This is a genomic window from Psychrobacter sp. H7-1, from assembly GCF_904846585.1.
Lineage (GTDB): Bacteria > Pseudomonadota > Gammaproteobacteria > Pseudomonadales > Moraxellaceae > Psychrobacter > Psychrobacter raelei.
Map to the genome: position 1 here is coordinate 20,938 of NZ_CAJHBH010000018.1, position 20,835 is coordinate 41,772.

Sequence of the window (20,835 nt, forward strand, 5' to 3'; positions counted from 1 at the left end):
CACACATTTAAGTTTTAGTAAATATAAAAGCGAGGCTATCGCAGATTTAGCTACAAGCTCTGAAGGTACTGGTTATATTAAATGGGTGCTTAAACAGGACGGTGTTGACCCTTATTTGGCTCAAGCATGCCAGCAAGTGTTAGAGTCAGTGCAAATACACTAATATAGTCAGTTTTGTAGTCGACCTATGCTAAAAATTGAGCTCAGTACTAGAAATAGTTAACGCTAAAGTAGATCAATTTCTTATTGAAACAATAACTTATTAGGTAATAAACCCCTCAATATTATGGTGTTTAAAATATTATTAATATCTGCATATGCCATGGATCAATCTTACTCTGACAAGTCAGGAAAGCTCTATGCGCTATTATCTATATAGTGTAGAGGAGTGGAATATGAAATTTACTTTTCTTAGGTGACGCTATTAATATCGGGGTTTGAATCTGCATCATTGAGCGTAAACGAATCAATTGCGCCTGTATAATTCTGAGCCACCAGTATGTAAGTATGACTCACTGCGTCATAAACATACAAAGCGCTGCCATCTGGTAAGTTGTCGATGGTGATGTTAAAGGTTTCAGAGTCATCTTTATCTTCTGATTGCGCTTTTATTTTAAGAGGAATGCCGTTTTCAGGCATGTCTATAAAACCGCTTGGAATATAAGTTGGGTCGACATCCTCAGGCGGATTGCCCTTACTACGGCCCGCGTCTTCAAAGCCACGCACTGGCTGAACACTTAACAAGACATCATCTGCAACAGCAGTCACCGTCATACTCAGAATAGACTCACCTGACACTGTTTCTTGCGTAGCTGTGTCGTCATCTTCATCATAATCAATCGTCACAGCATTGACCACAATCTGCACCTCACCGGCATAGTTTGGTGGCGCAATAAATTTTAACGTATCAAGCGCCACTGCTGGAACATCGATACCGTCTTTACCAGCTGTCACCTCAACAGTATTGCCGTTTAGCTCATATTGAAACTGTGCGCCCGCTGCCTTAGCAAAGCTGCCAGGATTCTGGCTGTCTTCAATCTGCACCGTTAGGCGGGCAAAGGTTTCTTCAGAATCCGTATAAACACTCCCCGTTCCATTTGTCAGCGATGATTGATCCTCATTTGACCACGCTGCTTTTAGATCAATGCCATCATTCAGATTAAACCAATCAGGCGCTGTGCTAGAGTCATCATCATGATCTCCATCCTCGTAAATGGTGCTTGTGTAAGTGTAATCAGGATTCATGGTCACATCATTATCATTTGCACCGTCGCTATCAGTATCAACGCTTTCCGCCACTGGCGTCACTTTAATGGTTCTGTCAAAAGTATCACCATCTGTCTGCGCTAATGCACCTGCACCAATTGAGGTATCCGTTGTTTCGACATAATAGGTGAAATCGATGTCTTTACTGCTGTGCGCAGGGGGAACAATTGTGATATCAAGTAAATCCACAATGCCTGAAACACTGTCTCCATAAAACTGATAAAAGCCTGGCTGAGTTGGAAGTTCAATGAATGTGTCGACTGGTTGTTCGGTACCGTTTATATCAATAATGAATTTGCCACCGGCTGATATAAAGTCATCTACTTGCTGTTTAGAGATACCGACACTTGTGATCATTTCACTGCCATCTGCATCGGTTACTGTGATGGTTGGATCACCATTTTCGTCTTTAAATAAGGCAATCTGAGTATCTTCTTTACCTTCGCCAGGTGTGGCAACCTCAATATCATGCTTAGGATTAACGGTCAGCTCTAGTTCTACAGAGGTTGACTGCTCAGCAATATTTGCACTGCTATCGTCTTTATCTGTAATGTCTTTTTCTCCATTAGGCTCTCGATCTTTGGTAATTAGCGTCAGGGTTGCTTCGATTACACCGGCGTAATCTTGTGGCGGCGTCATATCAATGACAGGATCAGTATTCATATTCACTGTCTTAAATGATGACGTCACCGTGCCATTAGAGCCTGCTGTGAGCGTTTGACCTGCAATAACAACTGTGGTTGCTTCAGGCAATCCTGTAATTTGATATTGATAACGCTCTGAGCCATCTTTATCTTCAAAGCGTTCATTAATCACATTTTGTAGACTTAATGTTGTGTCTTCATCAATACTGGCTGTGATTAGGTTTGCGCCTACCGTTACCTCATTATTGCCAACCAAGTCAATCACCGGTGCATCGGTCACTGCTTGCACATCAACGATAATCGTGGCAGTCGTGGTGACAAAACCTTTGTCTGTGCTCAATGGCGTATTATTTTCATCCACTTCATACTCAGTCACACTCATGAACACATCAAAGTTAGTGCCACTGTTTGCAGGCGGCGCTATTTGCAATGATTCAAACTGCTCGGTGGTCATTTCTTTATCAAAGCTCATTTCTGAGTCTAGGATATGAACACCATCGGTGAGCTTTATAGTGACGCTGCCCGCTGTATCCGTAACGGCATAAACCACCTGTTTGGTATTATCACTATCCATATAAAACAGCTCAGCACGGTCAGGTATACCACTTAATGTGATTGCACCCAAACGCTCGGAGCGGTCAATTGAACCACCATTTTCTAAATCATCATCATTACCCGTATTTGCTACCAAATAATCAGGATTTAGTATGTCTAGAGTGCCGTTTTCAACCCCCAAATCACCAATAATTGGCGCTTTAAACCCAAGCTGTGCTGAAGTATCTTCTTCGACATAAATCGTATAATTATCATCAACGATACTCACCTCTGCATCATCAATGACGATAATTGGTGCATCTTCGATTGGATTAACCTTGACTGTGACACTACGGGTGAGTGCCATACCGCCATCTTGCGCACGAACATTAAAACTTACATCATCGCCAACAAAGCTTGAATAGTTTTCTGCTGGATCAAACTCAATAACCCCGTTACCGATGTTTTTGACAGAACCAACTGCCGTTGGGTCATTTGCAGCAACTTCTTTGCCATGAACATCAATATAAAGGGTTTGTCCTGACGTAATGGTCGACTTACTCACAAAGTCTTTGCTTAATAGCTGAATGACACCACCGTCAAAGGTCTCTGCGACATTAATAACCAATACATCCGAGCCATCATCGGTCAAGTCACCATAATCGGCTTCATTGATAATGAACACTAGGTTTTCCGCGACAAGTCTATTTTCAACGTCAAGATTAAACGAGTCCTCAACAATAGATCCATCACTGTCTTCAAGTGCATACTGCAGATTAAATATGGCATTATCAATCAGATTATCATCATTCGCATCCACATCAGGATGTCGAATCGTGTCATACAAGATGGCGACATAACTGTTGTTGTCAGGATTGATGGTGACCTTAAAAGCAACATTATTCTCAGACTCATTAACAGTCTCCCCATCACTTTCTAAACCCTCTTTGATTGGGCCTGCTTGGGTTTTCGTTGCATAAATAGTATGCAGGTCTGGCTCACCATTAACCTCTTTATAGCGATAATATAGCGGCGTGCCATTACTTAAGGTGAATGACGGCTGTGACCCATCCTCAACTGTGAAGTAGATGTCTTCAATGTCATCGGCATTTGTGGTGATACTAAAGACATCTGTCACAGTGATTTCATGCGTACTACGCATGCCCGAACTACCAAATAACTCATCTTCTTTTAGCACCACGCCTTTGTCACTGACAACCACTGGCGCAGTATCGGTCACTCGAATTGTTTGAGTCGCACTGTTTGATATATCACCGTCAGCATCAACCAAGGTGTAGCTAAACGACCCATCATCTTGCAGGTTTGGCGCAGGATATCGGTTATCAATGGCTTTATTGGCAACAAATGACCAGTTGCCATCTTCATTAACTGTTAATGAGCCTGTTGGCGTATCAACTGGTGCACCAAACGTTGTCGAGGTGACAGAATCACCATTTTCATCGAGGTAAGTGTAGTCATTAAGTAATAAATTGGCATCCACACCTTGGTCATTATCGATGACATTGCCTGATATCATGTCTCCTGACTTTTCTACTACCTCTACAACAGCATTATCAACCGCCCTAACCCCATCATCATCAATATTCACGACAAACTGCTGAGTCGTGCTGCTGTCATCATCTTTAAGCTCATAACTTATTGGCAGATTGACAACATCTGTATCAGATGCATGATCTAACGTTTTATTGAGTGTAAATCTAAACGACTGACTTGAGCCTGTACTGTCATTGGTATTATTGAGCTCAATGGTGAATACCGTCTCACCGCTCGTGTCTTTTGCAGTAAGCGTATGGCCATCATTGATAAACTCATAGGATAGAGCCTCGCCACCAGACGTCAGCCCTAAGGCAACTAACGTGTCAATCGTGACGCTGTTGAATATCACATCAACAATGTCATCGGCATCTTTGGTGATATTAAGATTATGACGAGCGATTAATGAGTTTTTAATCTCATTTGTACCATTTGGCAAGTCACTTTCACTAACGGTTACTTCTGGGATTAATGCTGTTGGACTGGTATCAGAAACCATGATATTAAAGGCAGCGCTGCTTTCATCTCCATTACCGTCTCGAATGTTATATTCAATGGTGTCAGTTACGCCCGCTAAGTTTTCTTCTGCCGTATCAGAGGTGTATGACCAGCTACCATCAGTACTGATGGTTAATGAGCCATATAGTGTGTCAACAGTCGTATCGAAACTACCTGGCGTCCAATCGCCATTCTCGTTTTTATAACTAAATCCAGTCATTGCAGTATCTGATGTGCCTAAATCATCATTGGCCAATAAGTTTAGGTTTTCAGTGCTGCTGCTAATGGTGACACCGCCTTCTTCTACCTGCGTGGCATCATTGACGGCTTGTGGCGTTGCATCTACCTCAACAACCGTCGTGGCGATATTGCTGGATAGTCCATTGTTGTCAGTGACCACCACCTCTATTAGCCGATCAATCTCGCTTGGTGTTGCGGAGGTGTTATTGAAGGTAATCGCATCAATCACTGTTTGATAATCTGCTCGACTGGCAGAACCTGATAACTCAATTCGGACACTACCTATTAAGGTGGCTGTGATACCTGCCGGTAAAGTACCTGCTGATAACACATCACCGAGTTGAGCATTGGTTATTTTGACAACGGCACTGTTAATGGTGTCATTGGTATCAATATCCACAATCGCACTACTGTCAGCAATAGCGACTGCACCGCTTCCCTCTTCAAAAGTAGTGATAAAGCTTGTGGTTGTCGTATTACTATTAAATAAATCTAACGTTGGCGCATCATTGGCACCTTCAATAGCAATCGTTAATGTGGTCGGCGCCGCGTTACCGGCTAACCTATACTCATACACCAACTCTTTTGTTTCGCCTTTAGCAAGCGCCTGTACCGCAGGTAAGCCATTGTCTAAAGTAAAGGTGTAACTACCATCAGCATCTAAAGTTAATGAACCGTAGTTACCAGCATCGGCAGGTGTGGTCGTTAGGCTGACTGTAGCTCCTGTTCCCATCTCATCATTAGATAATACATTGCCTGTGGCCATACTGATGCCATCTTCTTGCACACGATTGGTGTCTGGCTTAGGACTAATGTCATCAATAATTTCACCAATGACACTATTTTCAGCGTCCAAACGAACACGCTCAAAACCTTGGCTTGAGGCGATAGAGGCTTTAAGAAGATAACTTTCTCGACCCTCTTTTAAAGTGTCATTAACAACGCTATTGGTTAGGGTAATACTGCTACCACTCGCTGCATCGAAAGTGAATGAGCTTAATCGTACGTCGCTATAATCTGCCGCATTGGTATCGTCGTCTACGTATTTTAGATTAACGACGACTTGTTGATTGCCGGTTAAGGTTACTAAATTACCACTGCTATCCACCAACTCTAATGTATGCTCAAGGCTATTATCATCATCTTCAGTTAGCGTAGAGTCGCCAGTTAGACGAACATATACGGTGTCTTCTGCTGTTGGCGCTTCATCAACAATGCTGCCGGTGCCAGTTGCAGATCCTGTTCCAGTGCCTGCTTGATCTTTTGCTTCAGCACTAAGGGTCAGTGTCTCTGCACCCTCTTTAAGATAATCATCCATTGTAGGCACACGTACCAATATCTCTGTGTTGCCTGCAGGAACAATCGCACTAAATCTACTTGGGTCTGTCACCTCTGTCCAGGTAATGCCGCCATCGGTGCTGATTTGAATCGGTGTGCTAGTGTCTGTACCTAACGTGGCTGTATCATTACCCAGACTCAAGTCAACACTCGTATCTGTATTACTGGTGCGATCTAGTGTCACATCAAACACTAAGTCGCCCCCCTCCTCGGTACTGGTATTTGTAATACTCGCCACAGGCGCAGCATCATTGTCGATGATGGTGGTGGTGACACTGCCCTCGGTGCCACTAACCGCAGCATAGGTTGGGTTTGATAGGGTGACGCTGTAGTCTTGAGCTGCCTCATCAATGTTGTCATCTGTGATGGCAACGGTGAGGGTCTTGCTTATTTCACCGGCTGCGAAGATTAAGGTGCCGCTAATGACATCATAGTCTTCACCATAAATAGCGCTGTCATTTGCTGTAGCATAGTCCACACTCACGCTTTGGGTGCTTGGGTTTGATAGGCTGACCGTGTAAGTCACTGTGCCGGCATCTTCATTCACATCGCTACTTTTGGCAATACTAATGACTGGGGCACTATCGTTATCAATGATGGTGCCCGTAGCCTTGTTACTGTCGCTAATAGCCAGTGTCTCAAAGCTGTTGTCATTATCACTCACCGCGATGATACGAACACTATAACGCTCTACCCCTTCAGATAATAAGTCATCTGCCACAACGTTGGTGACGTTACCGGTGTTTGTGCCGGTAAGGGTGACGTCCGTCGTCTTAGTCGTAAAGTCAGCCGCTTGGGTGCCATCGTTATAATACTCTAGGGTAACGGTGACAGATTGAGCGGCTGTTAAAACAACAAGATTGCCGCCATCATCAATTAGGTTGATTTGATGATTAAGCTCACTGCCCGCGGCTTCATCTGTACTGGCATCACCGGTGAGTTCAACATAAACGGTGTCTCGGCTGTCATATCCGCCTTCATTGCTACTATCAGCCGTGCTGTTACTCTCAATGGTGGTGCCAACTGTATTGCTATGTACTACGTTATTAGAGTCTGTGAAACCATTAATGTCTACCGCTTCAAACTCATCTGTGTCCACATCAGTGATGGTTAAGCTATAACGCTCCCCATCATCTGCTAGATAATCATCGATCGTTTGTACATCAAATGATGCAGTTGATGAACCTGCTGGTATGGTGACGGTAATGCTTTTGCCGTCGCTGTACTCGGTGTCAGCATCTTGGGTGGTGCTATTATTGAACGTGACGGTAACCGCTGTGTCCTGAGTCACTACTACTGGGCTGCCTTCATTGTCTAGAAGCTGAACACCATAGCCTGCAGCCTCTGCTTCTACGACAGTGCCATCGCCTGTCATCACCACGTAAGTCACATCAATGACAGATGATATGTTAATAGAGACTATGGAAGGACTTGACACCATGCCGTCATCATCGGTGGTCGTAAATCTAATAGGATTTACCACACCATTGAAATCTTTTGCTGGCACGAATTGAACCGTCTCTGCTTGAGCCAAACTCAGCTCTGCATTTGCCGTAATCTGAACCGGCTTTGTATCTGGGTTATTATCATTGTCATACACCAGAATACCCTGATTGGTTGGCGGTACTTGCAGGACGGTGACGCTAACAACGGTGCCATCCACATCACTGCCAGTAAACGGTACAGGCACTGCTGTATCTTCATCCGTGGTAATGACTGCATCATCTGCCACAGGCGGTGTATTGACATCGGTTACATCAAGCGTGACTGTCGCAGGCGCTGATACCAAACCATCATCATCAGTTGCGGTAAATGTCACAGACGTGGCGGCGCCATTAAAGTTTGCCACTGGCGTAAACACCACTGTGCTCGATTCATCCACACTCAGTACGGTGTTAACAGTAATTATCTGCTCGTTGCCGCCGGCATCGATATAGGTTAACACGCCTTCACGGGCGGCATCTGGAATGGCGGTAATGGTAATGCTCTTAACCATGCCATCAATGTCAGTGGCAATCAGCGGCACGGATACCGGTGTGCCCTCATGGGTGTTGACTGTCGCATCCATGGCCTCTGGTGCATCATTGACATCGCTCACCGTAATCTCAACTGTGGCAGGAGTTGATACCGCACCATCGTCATCGGTGGTGCTAAATTTAATTGGATTAACGGTTCCGTTAAAATTTTCTGTTACAGTGAACGTCACACTTTCAGCTTCTTCTGGTGTCAATACTGCATTTGCAGTTATCTCAACACGAGTGCCATTTTTTTCATAACTTAAAAAACCTTGGCTGGCTGGTGGAACCTGTATCACCGTTATACTAACGACGTCACCATCAACATCACTGCCGGTTAGCGGTGTCTCTATTATTGTATTCTCATCAGCAACAATACGCTGTGACTCTGCTTCAGGCGCATCATTAACGTCAGTCACATCAATATGAACCGTCGCGGTATCACTACCACCAGCGCCATCGCTAATCGTATAGGTTATTGTGGTCGGACCATTAAAGTTTGCCGCAGGCATAAAATTAAGCGTGCCATCAGGGTTAATAGCAACCTCACCATTGGGACTACTGGCTGCAACTATGCTTAGCGGACGGCCTTCAGGACTGCTGTCATTTGAAAGAACCTTCAAATTGGTAAGTGGCGTGTCTTCTGCCACAGAACTATAAGGATTATTTACGCTACCATCATCAATTGCATCAATCGGCTGTTCTGTTTTACTACCACCGCCTCCGCTACTAGCAGCTGCACCAATCACACCGGCCGCTAATAAGCCGCCGATTCCAGTAGCCCACCAAGGTAAACCTGTCGACGCCATTTGAATCCACAATGGCTCAATCATTGACTCGCCGCCAAGTGCTTGCCCTTCAATCGCACCAACTTCTAGCTGAGTCACATAATCAACCACTTCGCCCGTGTCAGGAATATAGTAATAATAGCGGCCATCTTCAGCCAAGCCTATTAATGCTTGGTTTTCGTCGTCAAAGAAGCCATTAATAATTAGGTCAGAATCTTTACCCTCAACCTCAAAAGAAACGTGCAAATCTTTACCAACACGTTTGGTGATGATGTGATTGGGCGCATACCCTAAAGACTCATCCAAGAACTCATAATTTACATTTTTAGCCGCATCAATAACTGTTTTTTGATTATTATCATGAATCGTTGCCGTGACTTCTGAGATTTGTGTCTTATTATTATGGGTTTTCACTATAATGTTTTTCATTACTCATTCCTTGGTAAAGCAACCCATCAATATTAGATTTAACTTGTTTTCTTAATAGTGCAAATTATTTTTATAATATTACTGAGTAGTATTTATAAGATATTTACGTCTAATTTTATCCTAGGATACGAGCGTACTGATGTAAACATATATTTTTCATTAATATTTTAATATAAACAGCAAGACCCCCTCTCTATTCCGAAAAATAACAATGAGAAAAACTATTAATTAAAACTTAACATAAGTAATATATTTTGGCTCACCCCCCTACTTATAGGAGATGAGTACTTAGATGAAAAACTAGACATTTGTTCAATATTTTAATCTTTTATAGTTATTGTCCTTTTAGAGCTACTTTATTTTGTTACATAAAAAAAGTAAGCAGATATCAATATCCACTTACTTCAAAAGGATTTAGAATAAATCAGTCTAAATTATTATTTTTTGTCTAGTGTCAATAAAAAACATTTTTATCTATGCCACCAGTATATCTGTAAACACCCCATTCTTAACACAACCTCCTCGTCTACTAATTAATATATTCTCATACTGCAACGCTTATAATTCGTTTAATATAAAAAAACTGCGTTGCCTTAATAAAGACAACGCAGTTTCATAACACTTGGCGTTTTGTCACTTAAAAATCAGCGTGATTTATTTCTGGCTTTTTAAGTACTCTAACATAGTATCGGCATCTGATACTTCAAATGGATCAGTTGGGCAGTTGTCATCGAAACCTGGCTCCATAAATACTTGTTTGATTTCTTTATTATCGACATACATCGAATAACGCCATGAACGCATACCAAAGCCTAGATTGCTCTTATCAACCAACATACCCATTTTACGAGTGAACTCACCGTTACCATCAGGCAGCAAGAAAACATTTTCACGGCCTTGCTTCAAGCCCCACTGGTACATAACAAACGCATCGTTTACTGATACACAAACAACCTCATCTACACCTAACGCTTTGAACTCATTGTAAAGCTCTTCGTAGCGCGGTAAGTGACTGGTCGAACAGGTTGGTGTAAAAGCACCCGGCAAGGAGAACACAACTACTTTTTTATTGGCAAATAACTCATCTGTGGTTAAGTCATACCATTTAAATGGATTTTCTCCACCGATAGATTCGTCACGGACACGAGTTTTGAAGGTTACATCAGGTACATGGGTAATCATTCTTATCTCCAATTTAGGTTTTGTGTTTTTGTTGTCGAATTACTGCGGTTATATATTAACAGTTTTAACAGTCTGGGTTCAAATCTTTAGGGCATACCTTATTTATCAGGCTATAATACCCTCTGTGTTTTTCTCACAAGTATCGCCTTCACAGTTTTGAACCTTAACCTCTTTTTTGATATAGACTGATATTATGCCTAAGCCAGACTTATCTCGCCTTGATATGCCAGACTCGGACAATAGCGACTTTGATGCCCAAGACATAAAAAGCGAGATGCTCATCGATCCGATTGACGATGAATTAGAAAATACCGTGCTTAGGCTCAGTGATTATTTAGCAGCCGTTGAGCTGGTGGTTAAAGAAACGTTTCGCCACAGCGTTTGGGTCAAAGCTGAGATTCGTAATTTATCCAGCAAAGGTGGACACTATTACTTTGAGTTGGCTGAAAAAGATGACGAGGGCAAAGTTATTGCCAGTTGCCGCGGTAACTTATGGCGCTTTAAAGCGGCCAGAGTATTGACCAAGTTCGAGCGCGCCACCGGCATGAAGCTTGACAGAGATGTCACTGTTTTACTCAATGTGAGCGCCACCTTCCATCCTTTATATGGCTTTTCGCTAGCCATTAATGATATAGATCCCAGCTACACTTTAGGAGATTTGGCGCGTCAATATGCCGCCATGCTTGAGCAGTTAAGCGCTGAAGGACTCTTGAATTTAAATAAGCAAGTCCCGCCGCCATTTGATATCGAGCATGTGCTGGTTATCGCCCCTGAAAAGGCCGCCGGTCTGGGTGATTTTCAAGCTGATGCCAATAGGCTTGAGGGCACAGGTGCCTGTCACTTTCACTATCATCACGCCACTTTCCAAGGCAATCATGCCCCCAAAGAGATCCGCCATGCCATTACCAAAGGCATGCTTGTCTTCAAAAAACAGTACGAGCGACTGCCCGATGTCATGGTCATTATCCGTGGTGGTGGCGCCGTTGGTGACTTAGCCTACCTTAATGATTATGAATTGGCCGCTTTGGTTGCTGAGCAGCCCATTCCCGTCTGGGTCGGTATCGGTCACGAGCGTGACAATGTCATCTTGGATGAGGTAGCGCACACCAGCTTTGATACCCCGTCTAAAGTCATTGCCGGTATCACCAATCACCTTGCCAGCCTAATGCAGCGCACCCAAGACTATGCCGATGCCATTCAACACATCAGCCAGCAGCAGCTTAATCAAGCGGCAATGGCCACCGAACGTCAGTTTAACACCATTCAAAATTCAAGCAGCTATAACCTGCAGCGCTGGCAACACTTAAGCGACTCACATTTTAATAGCATCAAGCAGCATGCCAAGTTTGAGCTTCGTGAAGCAAGTATGACGGCCAAAACCAATATGCAGCGTATCCAGCAGCTAAGCTACAGCCATTTATCTCGTGCCAATGCGTCAATGGACAGCCTGTATCAAGCCCTCAAAAATAGCAGTTATAAACGACTCGATGATGCTGAAAGGCAAGTACGTTATTACCAACAAGTGGTCTTAATTCAGAACCCAGCCCGCTTACTTGACCAAGGCTATGCGTTTGTCCAAAACTTGGATAATAAATACCTAAGCTCGGTAGCTACTGTTGAAAAAGGTGACTTTTTGAAGATTGCTATGAGTGACGGTGAGCTCAAAGCGGTGGTCTATGAGGTTACCACACTTCCAAATGTTGAATCTGACCAAAGCTAATTGATGCTTATTGACTCTTTTGCTCTTATCTTAATGCTTAATATATTGTAAATCTATCAACCCCTATAAGGATTTTATTATGGCCACACGTACCCGCAAAAAAACCACGCCAAAAACATTTAAAGAAGCCTATCAAATTCTAAAGATTAATGCCGAAGAGCTGCAAAACTCAAATGAGCCCGATATTGATAATCTGATGAATACCGTAGAGCAATCTATCGCCGCTTATAAAGTATGCCAAGCACGCATTGAAGCGGTACAGCAAGCACTTGATGCAGCCTTTGATGAAGATGGGACAACCGCTGATTTGCAAAAAAATGCAGACCCTGCTTTAAAGCCGGATGCAAAGACAAACTCAGCTCAAGAGGTACAGACTCAAGTTTCTGAGGAGGATGCTGAATAAGGGGCAACGATATTGGATGATCAGTCGTTTTAAAAGCGTCATCGACATGACCAATTTTTATTATCTATTTGTCTTTTGAGTACCCCACTGCCCATGAATATTTTAATTGCCCCTGACTCATTCAAAGAAAGCTTAGACGCCATTGGTGTGTGCCGTGCTATTCAAGAAGGGTTTAGCCAAGTTTATCCTGAAGCCAATTACACCCTATTGCCTTTAGCCGATGGCGGCGAAGGCACCTCTGAAGTATTGTCTTATGTACTCGATGGACAGTGGCGAGAGATTGACGTGCATGATCCGTTAATGCGCGCCATTACCGCCAAATACTTGCTCACCGCTGATGCCACTGCCGTTATCGAGATCGCTGAAGCTTGCGGACTGCATTTATTGGCAGATCATGAGCGAAATCCACTCATCGCCAGCAGTTATGGCGTGGGAGAAATGATCCTCGATGCCATTAACCAAGGGGCAAAGCAGATCTTAATTGGACTTGGCGGCAGTGCGACCAATGATGCTGGCACAGGTATACTACAGGCTTTGGGCGTTAAGATCTTAGATGCGTCTGGCAAGCTGTTGCCGCCAGGGGGTGCCAGCCTTATTCATACTCACAGTATTGACCGTACCGCGCTACATGTATTGTCTGATATCAAGATCACTGTCGCCTGCGATGTGACCAGCCCGCTATGTGGCTCTACGGGTGCCAGTCATGTCTTTGCACCACAAAAAGGCGCTACCCCTGAGCAAGTGCTAAGCTTAGATCAAGCTTTATCGCATTTTGCTGATGTGTGTCAAACCCAGAGCATCTGCGCCGATAGCTGCCGTGTCTCTGCAGGCGCAGGTGCAGCAGGTGGACTTGGCTTTGGGCTAATGGCTTTTTGTGCCGCTGAATTAAAATCCGGCTTTGATACCATTGCTGATGCGGTGGCTCTAGACAAGCACTTGACCACAGCAAGCTTAGTCATTACCGGTGAGGGTAAGCTTGACTCACAGACTGCTATGGGTAAGGTGGCCAGTGGCGTGGCCAGACAAGCTCGAGCACATAATGTACCGGTAATGGCAATTTGTGGTAGTGTGGATCGTCATTATTCGTTACACTCAAAGCCGAGTGCCAGCGTTTGTGCTGACTCTAATGCCAAAGCATTTGCCATGTCACCTTTTGATGTGGTTGTGCCCAGTATTCAAAAACTAGACAGCTTAGATAAAGTCATGGCTGAAGCGTATTCTAATGTGGCACATACCGCTTATCAGTTAGCGGTTACTTTAAAAATTGGCCAACAGCTCAACCTATAGTTTGGTTAACTTTAATGAGAGTTTAATGAGCTTTTAATCAACTTTGCCATTGTGTCATATCGCGCCAGCATGACCGCATCAAGCCACTCATGGAAGAGAGGATTGTTCGATGAAAAAACACCCGTTACCGTCTTATCACAAGCTGGTTACCGCTTTAGCGTTATCCAGCTTATTAAGTTTCGGATTTGGCTCAACTGCGGCGGCTGACACCCAAGCGCTACAGATCTTTGAAACCAAAACCTTAAAAGCCCTTCCCCCCTCTAGCCAGACAACTGCTCTTAAACCCACGAGCACCACGGCAAGCTTAGATGACACTGCTATATTTTCACCCGATGCCATTCACCACCCGCTATGGGCAAAAAATGGCATGGTGGCATCTCAAGAAGCACTGGCTTCAGAGATTGGCTTGCAAATCCTCAAAGATGGCGGCAATGCAGTAGATGCCGCCGTGGCTGTCGGCTTTGCATTGGCAGTCACCTTACCGCGCGCAGGCAATATCGGTGGTGGTGGCTTTATGATGATTTATGATGCCAAAACCGGTAAAACTGTGGCTCTGGATTATCGTGAAAAGGCGCCGATTAAGGCATACAAGGACATGTATCTGGGCGCAGATGGAGAAGCAGACGCTGAGCTGTCTCGCTATCATGGTTTGGCTGTTGGCGTACCAGGTACCGTGGCAGGCCTGGTCACAGCACTTGAGCAATTTGGCAGTATGCCGCTAAGTAAAGTCATGGCACCCGCCATTGACTTAGCTGAGAATGGCATTGAGGTGACACCTGGCCTGGCTGATTCATTGAACGCCTTAGAGGACAGACTAAAAAAATGGCCCAGTACGGCTAAGATATTCTTTAAGCCCGACGGCAGTGCTTATGACGTCGGCGAGCGTTTGTATCAGCCACAGCTTGCCGCCTCGCTTAAGCTCATTGCCAAACAAGGTGCCGATGGATTTTATAAAAGCAAAACAGCACAGCAAATCGTCAAAGCAGTTAATGAAGCAGGCGGTATCATGAGCCTACAAGACTTTGCTAATTACAAAGCGGTGATGCGTGAGCCTGTACGTGGTACCTACCGCGGCTATGAGATTGCCTCTATGCCGCCACCATCATCGGGGGGTGCCCACATTGTGCAGATTCTTAATATCTTGGAGGGTTATCCGCTTAAGGACTATGGGCAAAACAGTGCCCAGACCATTCATTTAATGTCTGAGGCGATGCAATTGGCCTATGCAGATCGTGCAGAGTATCTGGGTGATTCAGACTTTATCGATGTTCCCCTATCTGGTATTACTTCTAAGGCTTATGCTCAGAAGCTTCGGGCAAAGATTAATCCCAATAAAGCCACCCCTGCCAGCCAAGTTAAGCCGGATAACCCTGTCCCTTACGAAAGCGATGAGACCACGCACTTCTCTATTGTCGATAAATATGGCAATGCGGTGGCCAATACCTATACCCTAAACTTCTCTTATGGCACCGGCCTAGTCGCTGAAGGCACAGGGATCTTATTAAATAACGAAATGGATGACTTCTCGGCCAAACCTGGCACCGCAAATGCTTATGGCTTATTGGGTAATGACGCCAATGCTGTTGCTGCCAGCAAGCGCCCGCTGTCCTCTATGAGCCCGACAATTGTCTTTAAAGACAATCAGCCTTACATAGTGACTGGCAGTCCAGGTGGTAGCCGTATTATCACCACAGTGACTCAGATAATCTCCAACGTCATTGACCATGACATGAACATTGCGGACGCCACTCATGCTCCGCGTATCCATGATCAGTGGATGCCGGATGAAATTCGTATTGAAAAAGCGCTTAATGTGGACACCATCCGCAAGCTTGAATCCATGGGCCATAAGATATCTCCAAAAGAGACCATGGGCTCTACTCAATCCATCATGGTAACCCCAAAAGGCAAATATGGGGCCACTGATCCAAGACAGGTAGATGCTGCAGTAGTGGGCTACTAATCAGCCACTAATTAAACGAGTATTTACTTAACCGCCACTTGATCGACAAAAACGCCGTAGCCTGACTGCGGCATTTTATCGACTGGAATAAACTGTAGCGCGCCGCCATTGATACAGTAGCGCAGACCTGTTTTATCTTTTGGGCCATCATTAAAGACATGACCCAGATGTGAGTCAGCCACGCGCGAACGTACTTCAGTGCGCACCATATTAAAGGCCATATCCTTATGTTCAGTAACTACTTCAGGGGCAATCGGCTGCCAAAAGCTTGGCCACCCACAGCCTGAGTCATACTTATGAGTGGATAAGAACAAGGGCTCACCGCTTACCACATCCACATAGATACCTGGCGCAAATAAATGATCGTATTCATGACTAAAAGCGCGCTCCGTACCTGCCTTTTGGGTAATGTCATACTGCGCCTTAGTTAGGGTGTTTTTTAATGCATTTTTATCAAAATTTGCATAACGCTTGGGGTTAAGTGCTTCAGCAACTGTATTGGCCGCCGCCAACTTGACTGTTTTATTGGTTGACTGTAGCTTATCGTCCGCTAGACTTAAATCAATATGACAATAGCCATTGGGGTTTTTAGCCAAGTAATCTTGATGATACTCTTCGGCCAATGAGAAGTTTTGTAAGGGCTGGTGCTCAACCACAATTGGCTTAGTATATTTAGATTTAATAGAAGCTAACGCCTTGTCAACTGCTGCTTTATCGGACGCATCAGTATAATAAATACCGGTACGATATTGCACACCACGGTCGTTGCCTTGTTTGTTCAGACTGGTCGGGTCAATTACCCTTAGATAGTACTTTAAAACCGTTTCCAAATCGATTTTATCAGCGTCATAGACTACTTTGACCGTCTCAGCATGACCAGACCCAGCGATCACTTGCTCGTAGCTTGGGTCAGTCACTTTTGGGTTGCCATTGGCATAGCCAGAGATGGCATCTACGACCCCATCAACTCGCTCCATATAGGCCTCTAGCCCCCAAAAGCAGCCTCCTGCCAAATAAATGGTCTTGGTATTAATCGGCGTGCCAGCTGAATTGTAATACACCCCGTTTTTATTATTAGGACTACCAGACTTAGCGCTTACCGTACTATCAGCGCCCGTTTGAGTGGGCTTGGCTTTGCTATTTTTAAGCGCTGCAAAATCATTGTCTGCGTTTTCAGCTAACGCATACGCCTGCTCTTTGCTCAAATTACCTTTAATCAGGCGCACCAGATTACCGCGCTTATCCAAAATAGCCCAGCTTGGATACACTTGCACGCCCAGCTGTTTAATTAAGCTGCCCGAGCTGTCCGCTAATACCGGCAACTTAGGATAATCTGCCTGCACGCCTGCATACCACTGAGTAAAGTCTGCCGCTTGTTTTTCATTCAGATGGCCAGGGCTTGCCACTGTGACCACATTGAGTCCGTCAAAGGCGTTATCTTTACGCCAGCTTTCGGTCTCCTCAAGCGTCCCTAAACAAAGCGGACACCAACTTGCCCAAAACTTCACCAAAGTTGGCTTATTAGGATCCAAAACCTCAGCCCCATTACGCCCAAGGCCTTGGGTTAGCTGTGGCAAAGCCTTTAGTTGGTTAATCACGTCGCTTGGCAGCATATCACGGCTGTCAGTAACCCCTGTGTTCGAAGATTCTGCTGTGGGTTTGGGCGTGTTATCTTGAGATACTTTGCCGCAGGCAGGCAATAAGGTGCCACTGGCGACTATAAAGCCGGTTAGAATGACAAGGCGCTTTAATTGCGGGCGCTTGTCAGCGGGTGTTTGAGTGGCTGAGTGTGACATGGGCATAGGACCTTTTTATTTGCTTAGGCTATTTTACCTAAGCTATTTATAGTGATAACCTGTAGGCTATGTCCTTATAATGGCGGCTGTTGATGTAGATTGCAAAGGCTGATTTGTGCAAAATACAAGCCTGCAATATAACTACCACATAAGAGGTCAGCCTCTGGCCACCATAAAGCGTTCCACATACGCATCGGCAGGATGCGCCTTTAATTGCTGCGGTGTGCCTGTTTGTACCAAACGTCCCCCATTTAAGATACTGATACGACTACCTAGTCTAATCGCCTCATCAATGTCATGGGTGATAAATACGATAGTTTTATTAAGCTTATGCTGCAGCTCAAGCAATTGGTCTTGCAATTGACCACGAATTAACGGGTCAAGTGCTGAGAAGGCTTCATCCATTAAGATAATGGGCGTATCTACCGCTAGGGCGCGCGCCAAGCCCACTCGCTGCTGCATACCGCCCGACAGCTCATCAGGATAGCTGGTCTCTATGCCCTCTAATCCCACCTCATGCAACCAATGACGTGCTATCTCATGACGCTTGGACTTGGTCATTTTTCGTACCCGCAGTCCATACGCCACATTTTGAATCACAGTCATGTGCGGCACTAAGCCAAAATGCTGAAACACCATGCTGACATTGTTCTGACGAAACTGCTGTAATGGCTTATCGCTTAGGCTTAACACATTAATCACTTTCGGCTGATCAGAGATATGCTCAGCACCGTCCAAATAATCAGCGCTCCCCACACTGTGCTGAGTGTCTATCCAGATTTTGCCGTCAGTTGGGCCAATAAGCCGATTAATATGACGAATTAAAGTGGACTTACCGGAGCCTGATAGCCCCATAATACAGTGCAGCTCGCCCGCCTCTATACTCAAATTAATATCATATAAGCCTACCGAATATCCGGTCTGCTCACGCACTTCACTGCTGCTCATGCCCTGCTGTAACAGGCTAAGCACTTGCTTAGCCTCATTTGGCGTGGCATCAAAAACTTTACTGACGTTTTGTAATTGAATGTGGCTCATGGCGGTCATCTTTTGCTAAATGAATAAAAACTAAATAGGGCGAACAAAGTGGGTTAAGGCGACAGCTTATGACTGTGGTTTGAGTGCCGAAGCTCATCACGTGCGCGCCGTCCTTGCCCAAAGGCTTGAGTGATACGATCAATAATAATCGCCATAATCACAATGGCGGTGCCTGCCTGCAAACCTTGACCGATATTTAGCGTCTGAATCGATTGCAGCACATCCTCCCCAAGCCCTGGCGCCCCAATCATAGAGGCCAGTACCACCATCGACAGCGACATCATGACCGCCTGATTGATGCCGGCCATAATACTGGGTAGTGCTTGTGGCAATTTGATCCAAATTAGCAGCTGTTTGTGATTGCTACCAAAAGAGCGGCCGGCCTCTATCATCTCATGTGGCACTTGCTTAATACCCAGCATGGTCAAACGAATCAGTGGCGGTAAGGCATAAATAATGGTGGCAAATAAGGCAGGTACTTTACCAATACCAAATAGCATGAGCACTGGAATTAAATACACAAAGCTTGGCATGGTCTGCATCACATCGAGCACCGGAGTGACTACTTTTCTTAAGCTGCTACTGCCGGCCATTAAGATACCCATGGGAATACCCACGACCATAGTCACAATTACCGACACAATCAGCAGCGCCATGGTCTGCACCAAAGCAGGCCACAGTCCAAACGCACCAATTAAGAACAAACCAAGCGCACAACTCACCGCAAACCAAATCTTTCGGGTTGCCAGCCAGCCCAACAGCGCCACTAAGCCAATAATCAGCCACGGCGGCGTCAGATGCATAAGCTTTTCTATCGGCAGTAACAAATAGGTCAAGGTGCCGTGGCTAATTGACCGAAATACAGTGCCAAAGTTTTGTACCACATAGCTAAGTGAGTTATTTAATTGATTTTCAAATGACCACTCAGGAAATCCGCTAAAAGCTGCCGCACTAGTATTGATAGGGTTAGTACCCATATTAGTACCCATGTCAGCTGTAGAGCCATCTAAAGATACGTTAAGCGCTGTGGCTAACTTTTGTGCTGCTTCAGGTGTCACCCATTGCTGCCATAGCTTAGGGTTTTGTTGTAAAAACAGACGGGCTTGCGCCTCCCCACTGCGCTTATTCTCACTCATCTGCAAAATAGCGCCGTTTAGGGTATCAGGGGCGAACTGCACTTTTTTAAAGGCAGTGGCCAGCTGTGGATAGGTATTTATAAAAGGGGTGGAGACCGCAATCCCTAGATTGGATACCGGAAAACCTGACACACAATCGGTCTGACTCTCTGCATCAAGCAGCTTATCCCAACACAGCTCATCGTGTTTGGCAAAAGCAAGTTCAGCAAAGTCATATTTGGCCATAAGACCGGTTGGCTGCCAGTAATAAAACAACAAAGGCCTGCGCTGCTCAAAGGCTGAGGCTATCGCAGCATCTAGCGCCGCACCGGTGCCTGGATGGACGTTATTAAATTTTATGCCCTCACTATTGGGTGTGGTCAAGCCGGTGTTTTTTAGCAAATGCGTATTAAATATCTCACAAGTCCACCCCGTGGGACAATTTAAAAATCGCGCATTGGTAGGGTCTTCAGGATCGGTGAATAGATGGGCATATTTAGGTAAATCTTGATAGCTTTTTAGCCCAGGATTGTCATCAAGGACGTATTTGGGCACATACCAACCTTGAGTAGCACCGCCCTGTAAGGTATCCCCAATGACGGCAGCCTTATTTGCGGCAATCGCCTCCTCCATGATAGGCGAGCGCCCCACCCACTGCTCGCCAATCACTTGTATGTCATCTTGTGCCAATGCCGTCTCTAACGCAGGGCCTGCACCCGGCACCAGATCGGTATCACAGCCATAGCCATCTTCTGCGATGATTTGTAGCACAGAGGAGATAAATTGGCCACTCTCCCAAGTTAAGGAGCCAAACTTCACCGGCTTGCCATCGCCTGCACCACAAGCGGCCATAACCGGCGCAGACCACATAGACAGACACAGTAGCAGCAAGCCCATCAGGGAGTAATGTTTGATAGAGCGAGGGTGACGCAAGTTAAGTGGGCGCAAGGGAGTACCTATTTTATTATGGGGGTCAAAATTGTTTTATATTATTGTGAAAAATATCTATATTGTTTATACCGTAA

Annotated in this window: 8 protein-coding genes and 1 pseudogene; 4 read left to right on the forward strand and 5 right to left on the reverse strand. The window is 45.0% G+C overall.

All coding sequences use genetic code 11. From position 1 onward, the window contains the following. Positions 1 to 411: 411 nt before the first annotated feature. Together JMX92_RS07085 and JMX92_RS07090 are read right to left on the reverse strand one after the other, a co-directional pair. A complete protein-coding gene (locus tag JMX92_RS07085) occupies positions 412 to 9,306 on the reverse strand; it encodes a beta strand repeat-containing protein (RefSeq protein ID WP_201544767.1) in 8,895 nt (2,964 codons plus the stop codon). Positions 9,307 to 9,960: 654 nt separating this feature from the next. Next, positions 9,961 to 10,488, reverse strand: coding sequence for a peroxiredoxin (locus JMX92_RS07090; protein WP_011960609.1), 528 nt, complete (start codon positions 10,486 to 10,488; stop codon positions 9,961 to 9,963). A 193-nt stretch (positions 10,489 to 10,681) separates the two neighbouring features. Between JMX92_RS07090 and xseA the strand changes: the two genes are divergently transcribed. The 4 genes and pseudogenes from xseA (at position 10,682) to ggt (ending at position 15,861) form a co-directional block, all read left to right on the forward strand. After that, a complete protein-coding gene (gene xseA, locus JMX92_RS07095) occupies positions 10,682 to 12,208 on the forward strand; it encodes an exodeoxyribonuclease VII large subunit (protein ID WP_201544769.1) in 1,527 nt (508 codons plus the stop codon). 79 nt (positions 12,209 to 12,287) lie between these two features. After that, a pseudogene (xseB, locus tag JMX92_RS13515) lies at positions 12,288 to 12,497 on the forward strand (exodeoxyribonuclease VII small subunit); the annotation flags it as partial. Positions 12,498 to 12,704: 207 nt separating this feature from the next. After that, positions 12,705 to 13,898, forward strand: a complete 1,194-nt coding sequence (locus JMX92_RS07105; protein WP_201544771.1) for a glycerate kinase — start codon at positions 12,705 to 12,707, stop codon at positions 13,896 to 13,898. Between the two features lie 109 nt (positions 13,899 to 14,007). After that, entirely contained in the window at positions 14,008 to 15,861 is a 1,854-nt protein-coding gene (ggt, locus tag JMX92_RS07110; RefSeq protein ID WP_201544773.1) for a gamma-glutamyltransferase, read from the forward strand. A gap of 23 nt (positions 15,862 to 15,884) precedes the next feature. Here the strand turns inward: ggt and msrAB are convergent, their stop codons facing one another. The 3 genes from msrAB to JMX92_RS07125 all read right to left on the reverse strand — a co-directional run bounded on the left by msrAB (position 15,885) and on the right by JMX92_RS07125 (position 20,707). After that, complete coding sequence (gene msrAB / locus JMX92_RS07115) at positions 15,885 to 17,657, reverse strand: bifunctional peptide-methionine (S)-S-oxide reductase MsrA/peptide-methionine (R)-S-oxide reductase MsrB (protein WP_201544775.1); 1,773 nt, start codon at positions 17,655 to 17,657, stop codon at positions 15,885 to 15,887. Positions 17,658 to 17,813: 156 nt separating this feature from the next. Beyond that, the gene (locus JMX92_RS07120) at positions 17,814 to 18,695 is read right to left on the reverse strand and encodes an ATP-binding cassette domain-containing protein (RefSeq protein WP_201544783.1); all 882 of its coding nucleotides are present in this window, start codon (positions 18,693 to 18,695) and stop codon (positions 17,814 to 17,816) included. Positions 18,696 to 18,748: 53 nt separating this feature from the next. Beyond that, complete coding sequence (locus JMX92_RS07125; protein ID WP_201544795.1) at positions 18,749 to 20,707, reverse strand: glycine betaine ABC transporter substrate-binding protein; 1,959 nt, start codon at positions 20,705 to 20,707, stop codon at positions 18,749 to 18,751. Positions 20,708 to 20,835 lie beyond the last annotated feature (128 nt).

Excerpts from the sequence above, each read along its gene's own strand:
- xseA (WP_201544769.1), top strand. The coding sequence starts at position 10,682 with ATGCCTAAGCCAGACTTATCTCGCCTTGATATGCCAGACTCGGACAAT.
- ggt (WP_201544773.1), top strand. The coding sequence starts at position 14,008 with ATGAAAAAACACCCGTTACCGTCTTATCACAAGCTGGTTACCGCTTTA.
- msrAB (WP_201544775.1), bottom strand. The coding sequence starts at position 17,657 with ATGTCACACTCAGCCACTCAAACACCCGCTGACAAGCGCCCGCAATTA.
- JMX92_RS07125 (WP_201544795.1), bottom strand. The coding sequence starts at position 20,707 with ATGGGCTTGCTGCTACTGTGTCTGTCTATGTGGTCTGCGCCGGTTATG.
- JMX92_RS07085 (WP_201544767.1), bottom strand. The coding sequence starts at position 9,306 with ATGAAAAACATTATAGTGAAAACCCATAATAATAAGACACAAATCTCA.
- JMX92_RS07090 (WP_011960609.1), bottom strand. The coding sequence starts at position 10,488 with ATGATTACCCATGTACCTGATGTAACCTTCAAAACTCGTGTCCGTGAC.
- JMX92_RS07105 (WP_201544771.1), top strand. The coding sequence starts at position 12,705 with ATGAATATTTTAATTGCCCCTGACTCATTCAAAGAAAGCTTAGACGCC.
- JMX92_RS07120 (WP_201544783.1), bottom strand. The coding sequence starts at position 18,695 with ATGAGCCACATTCAATTACAAAACGTCAGTAAAGTTTTTGATGCCACG.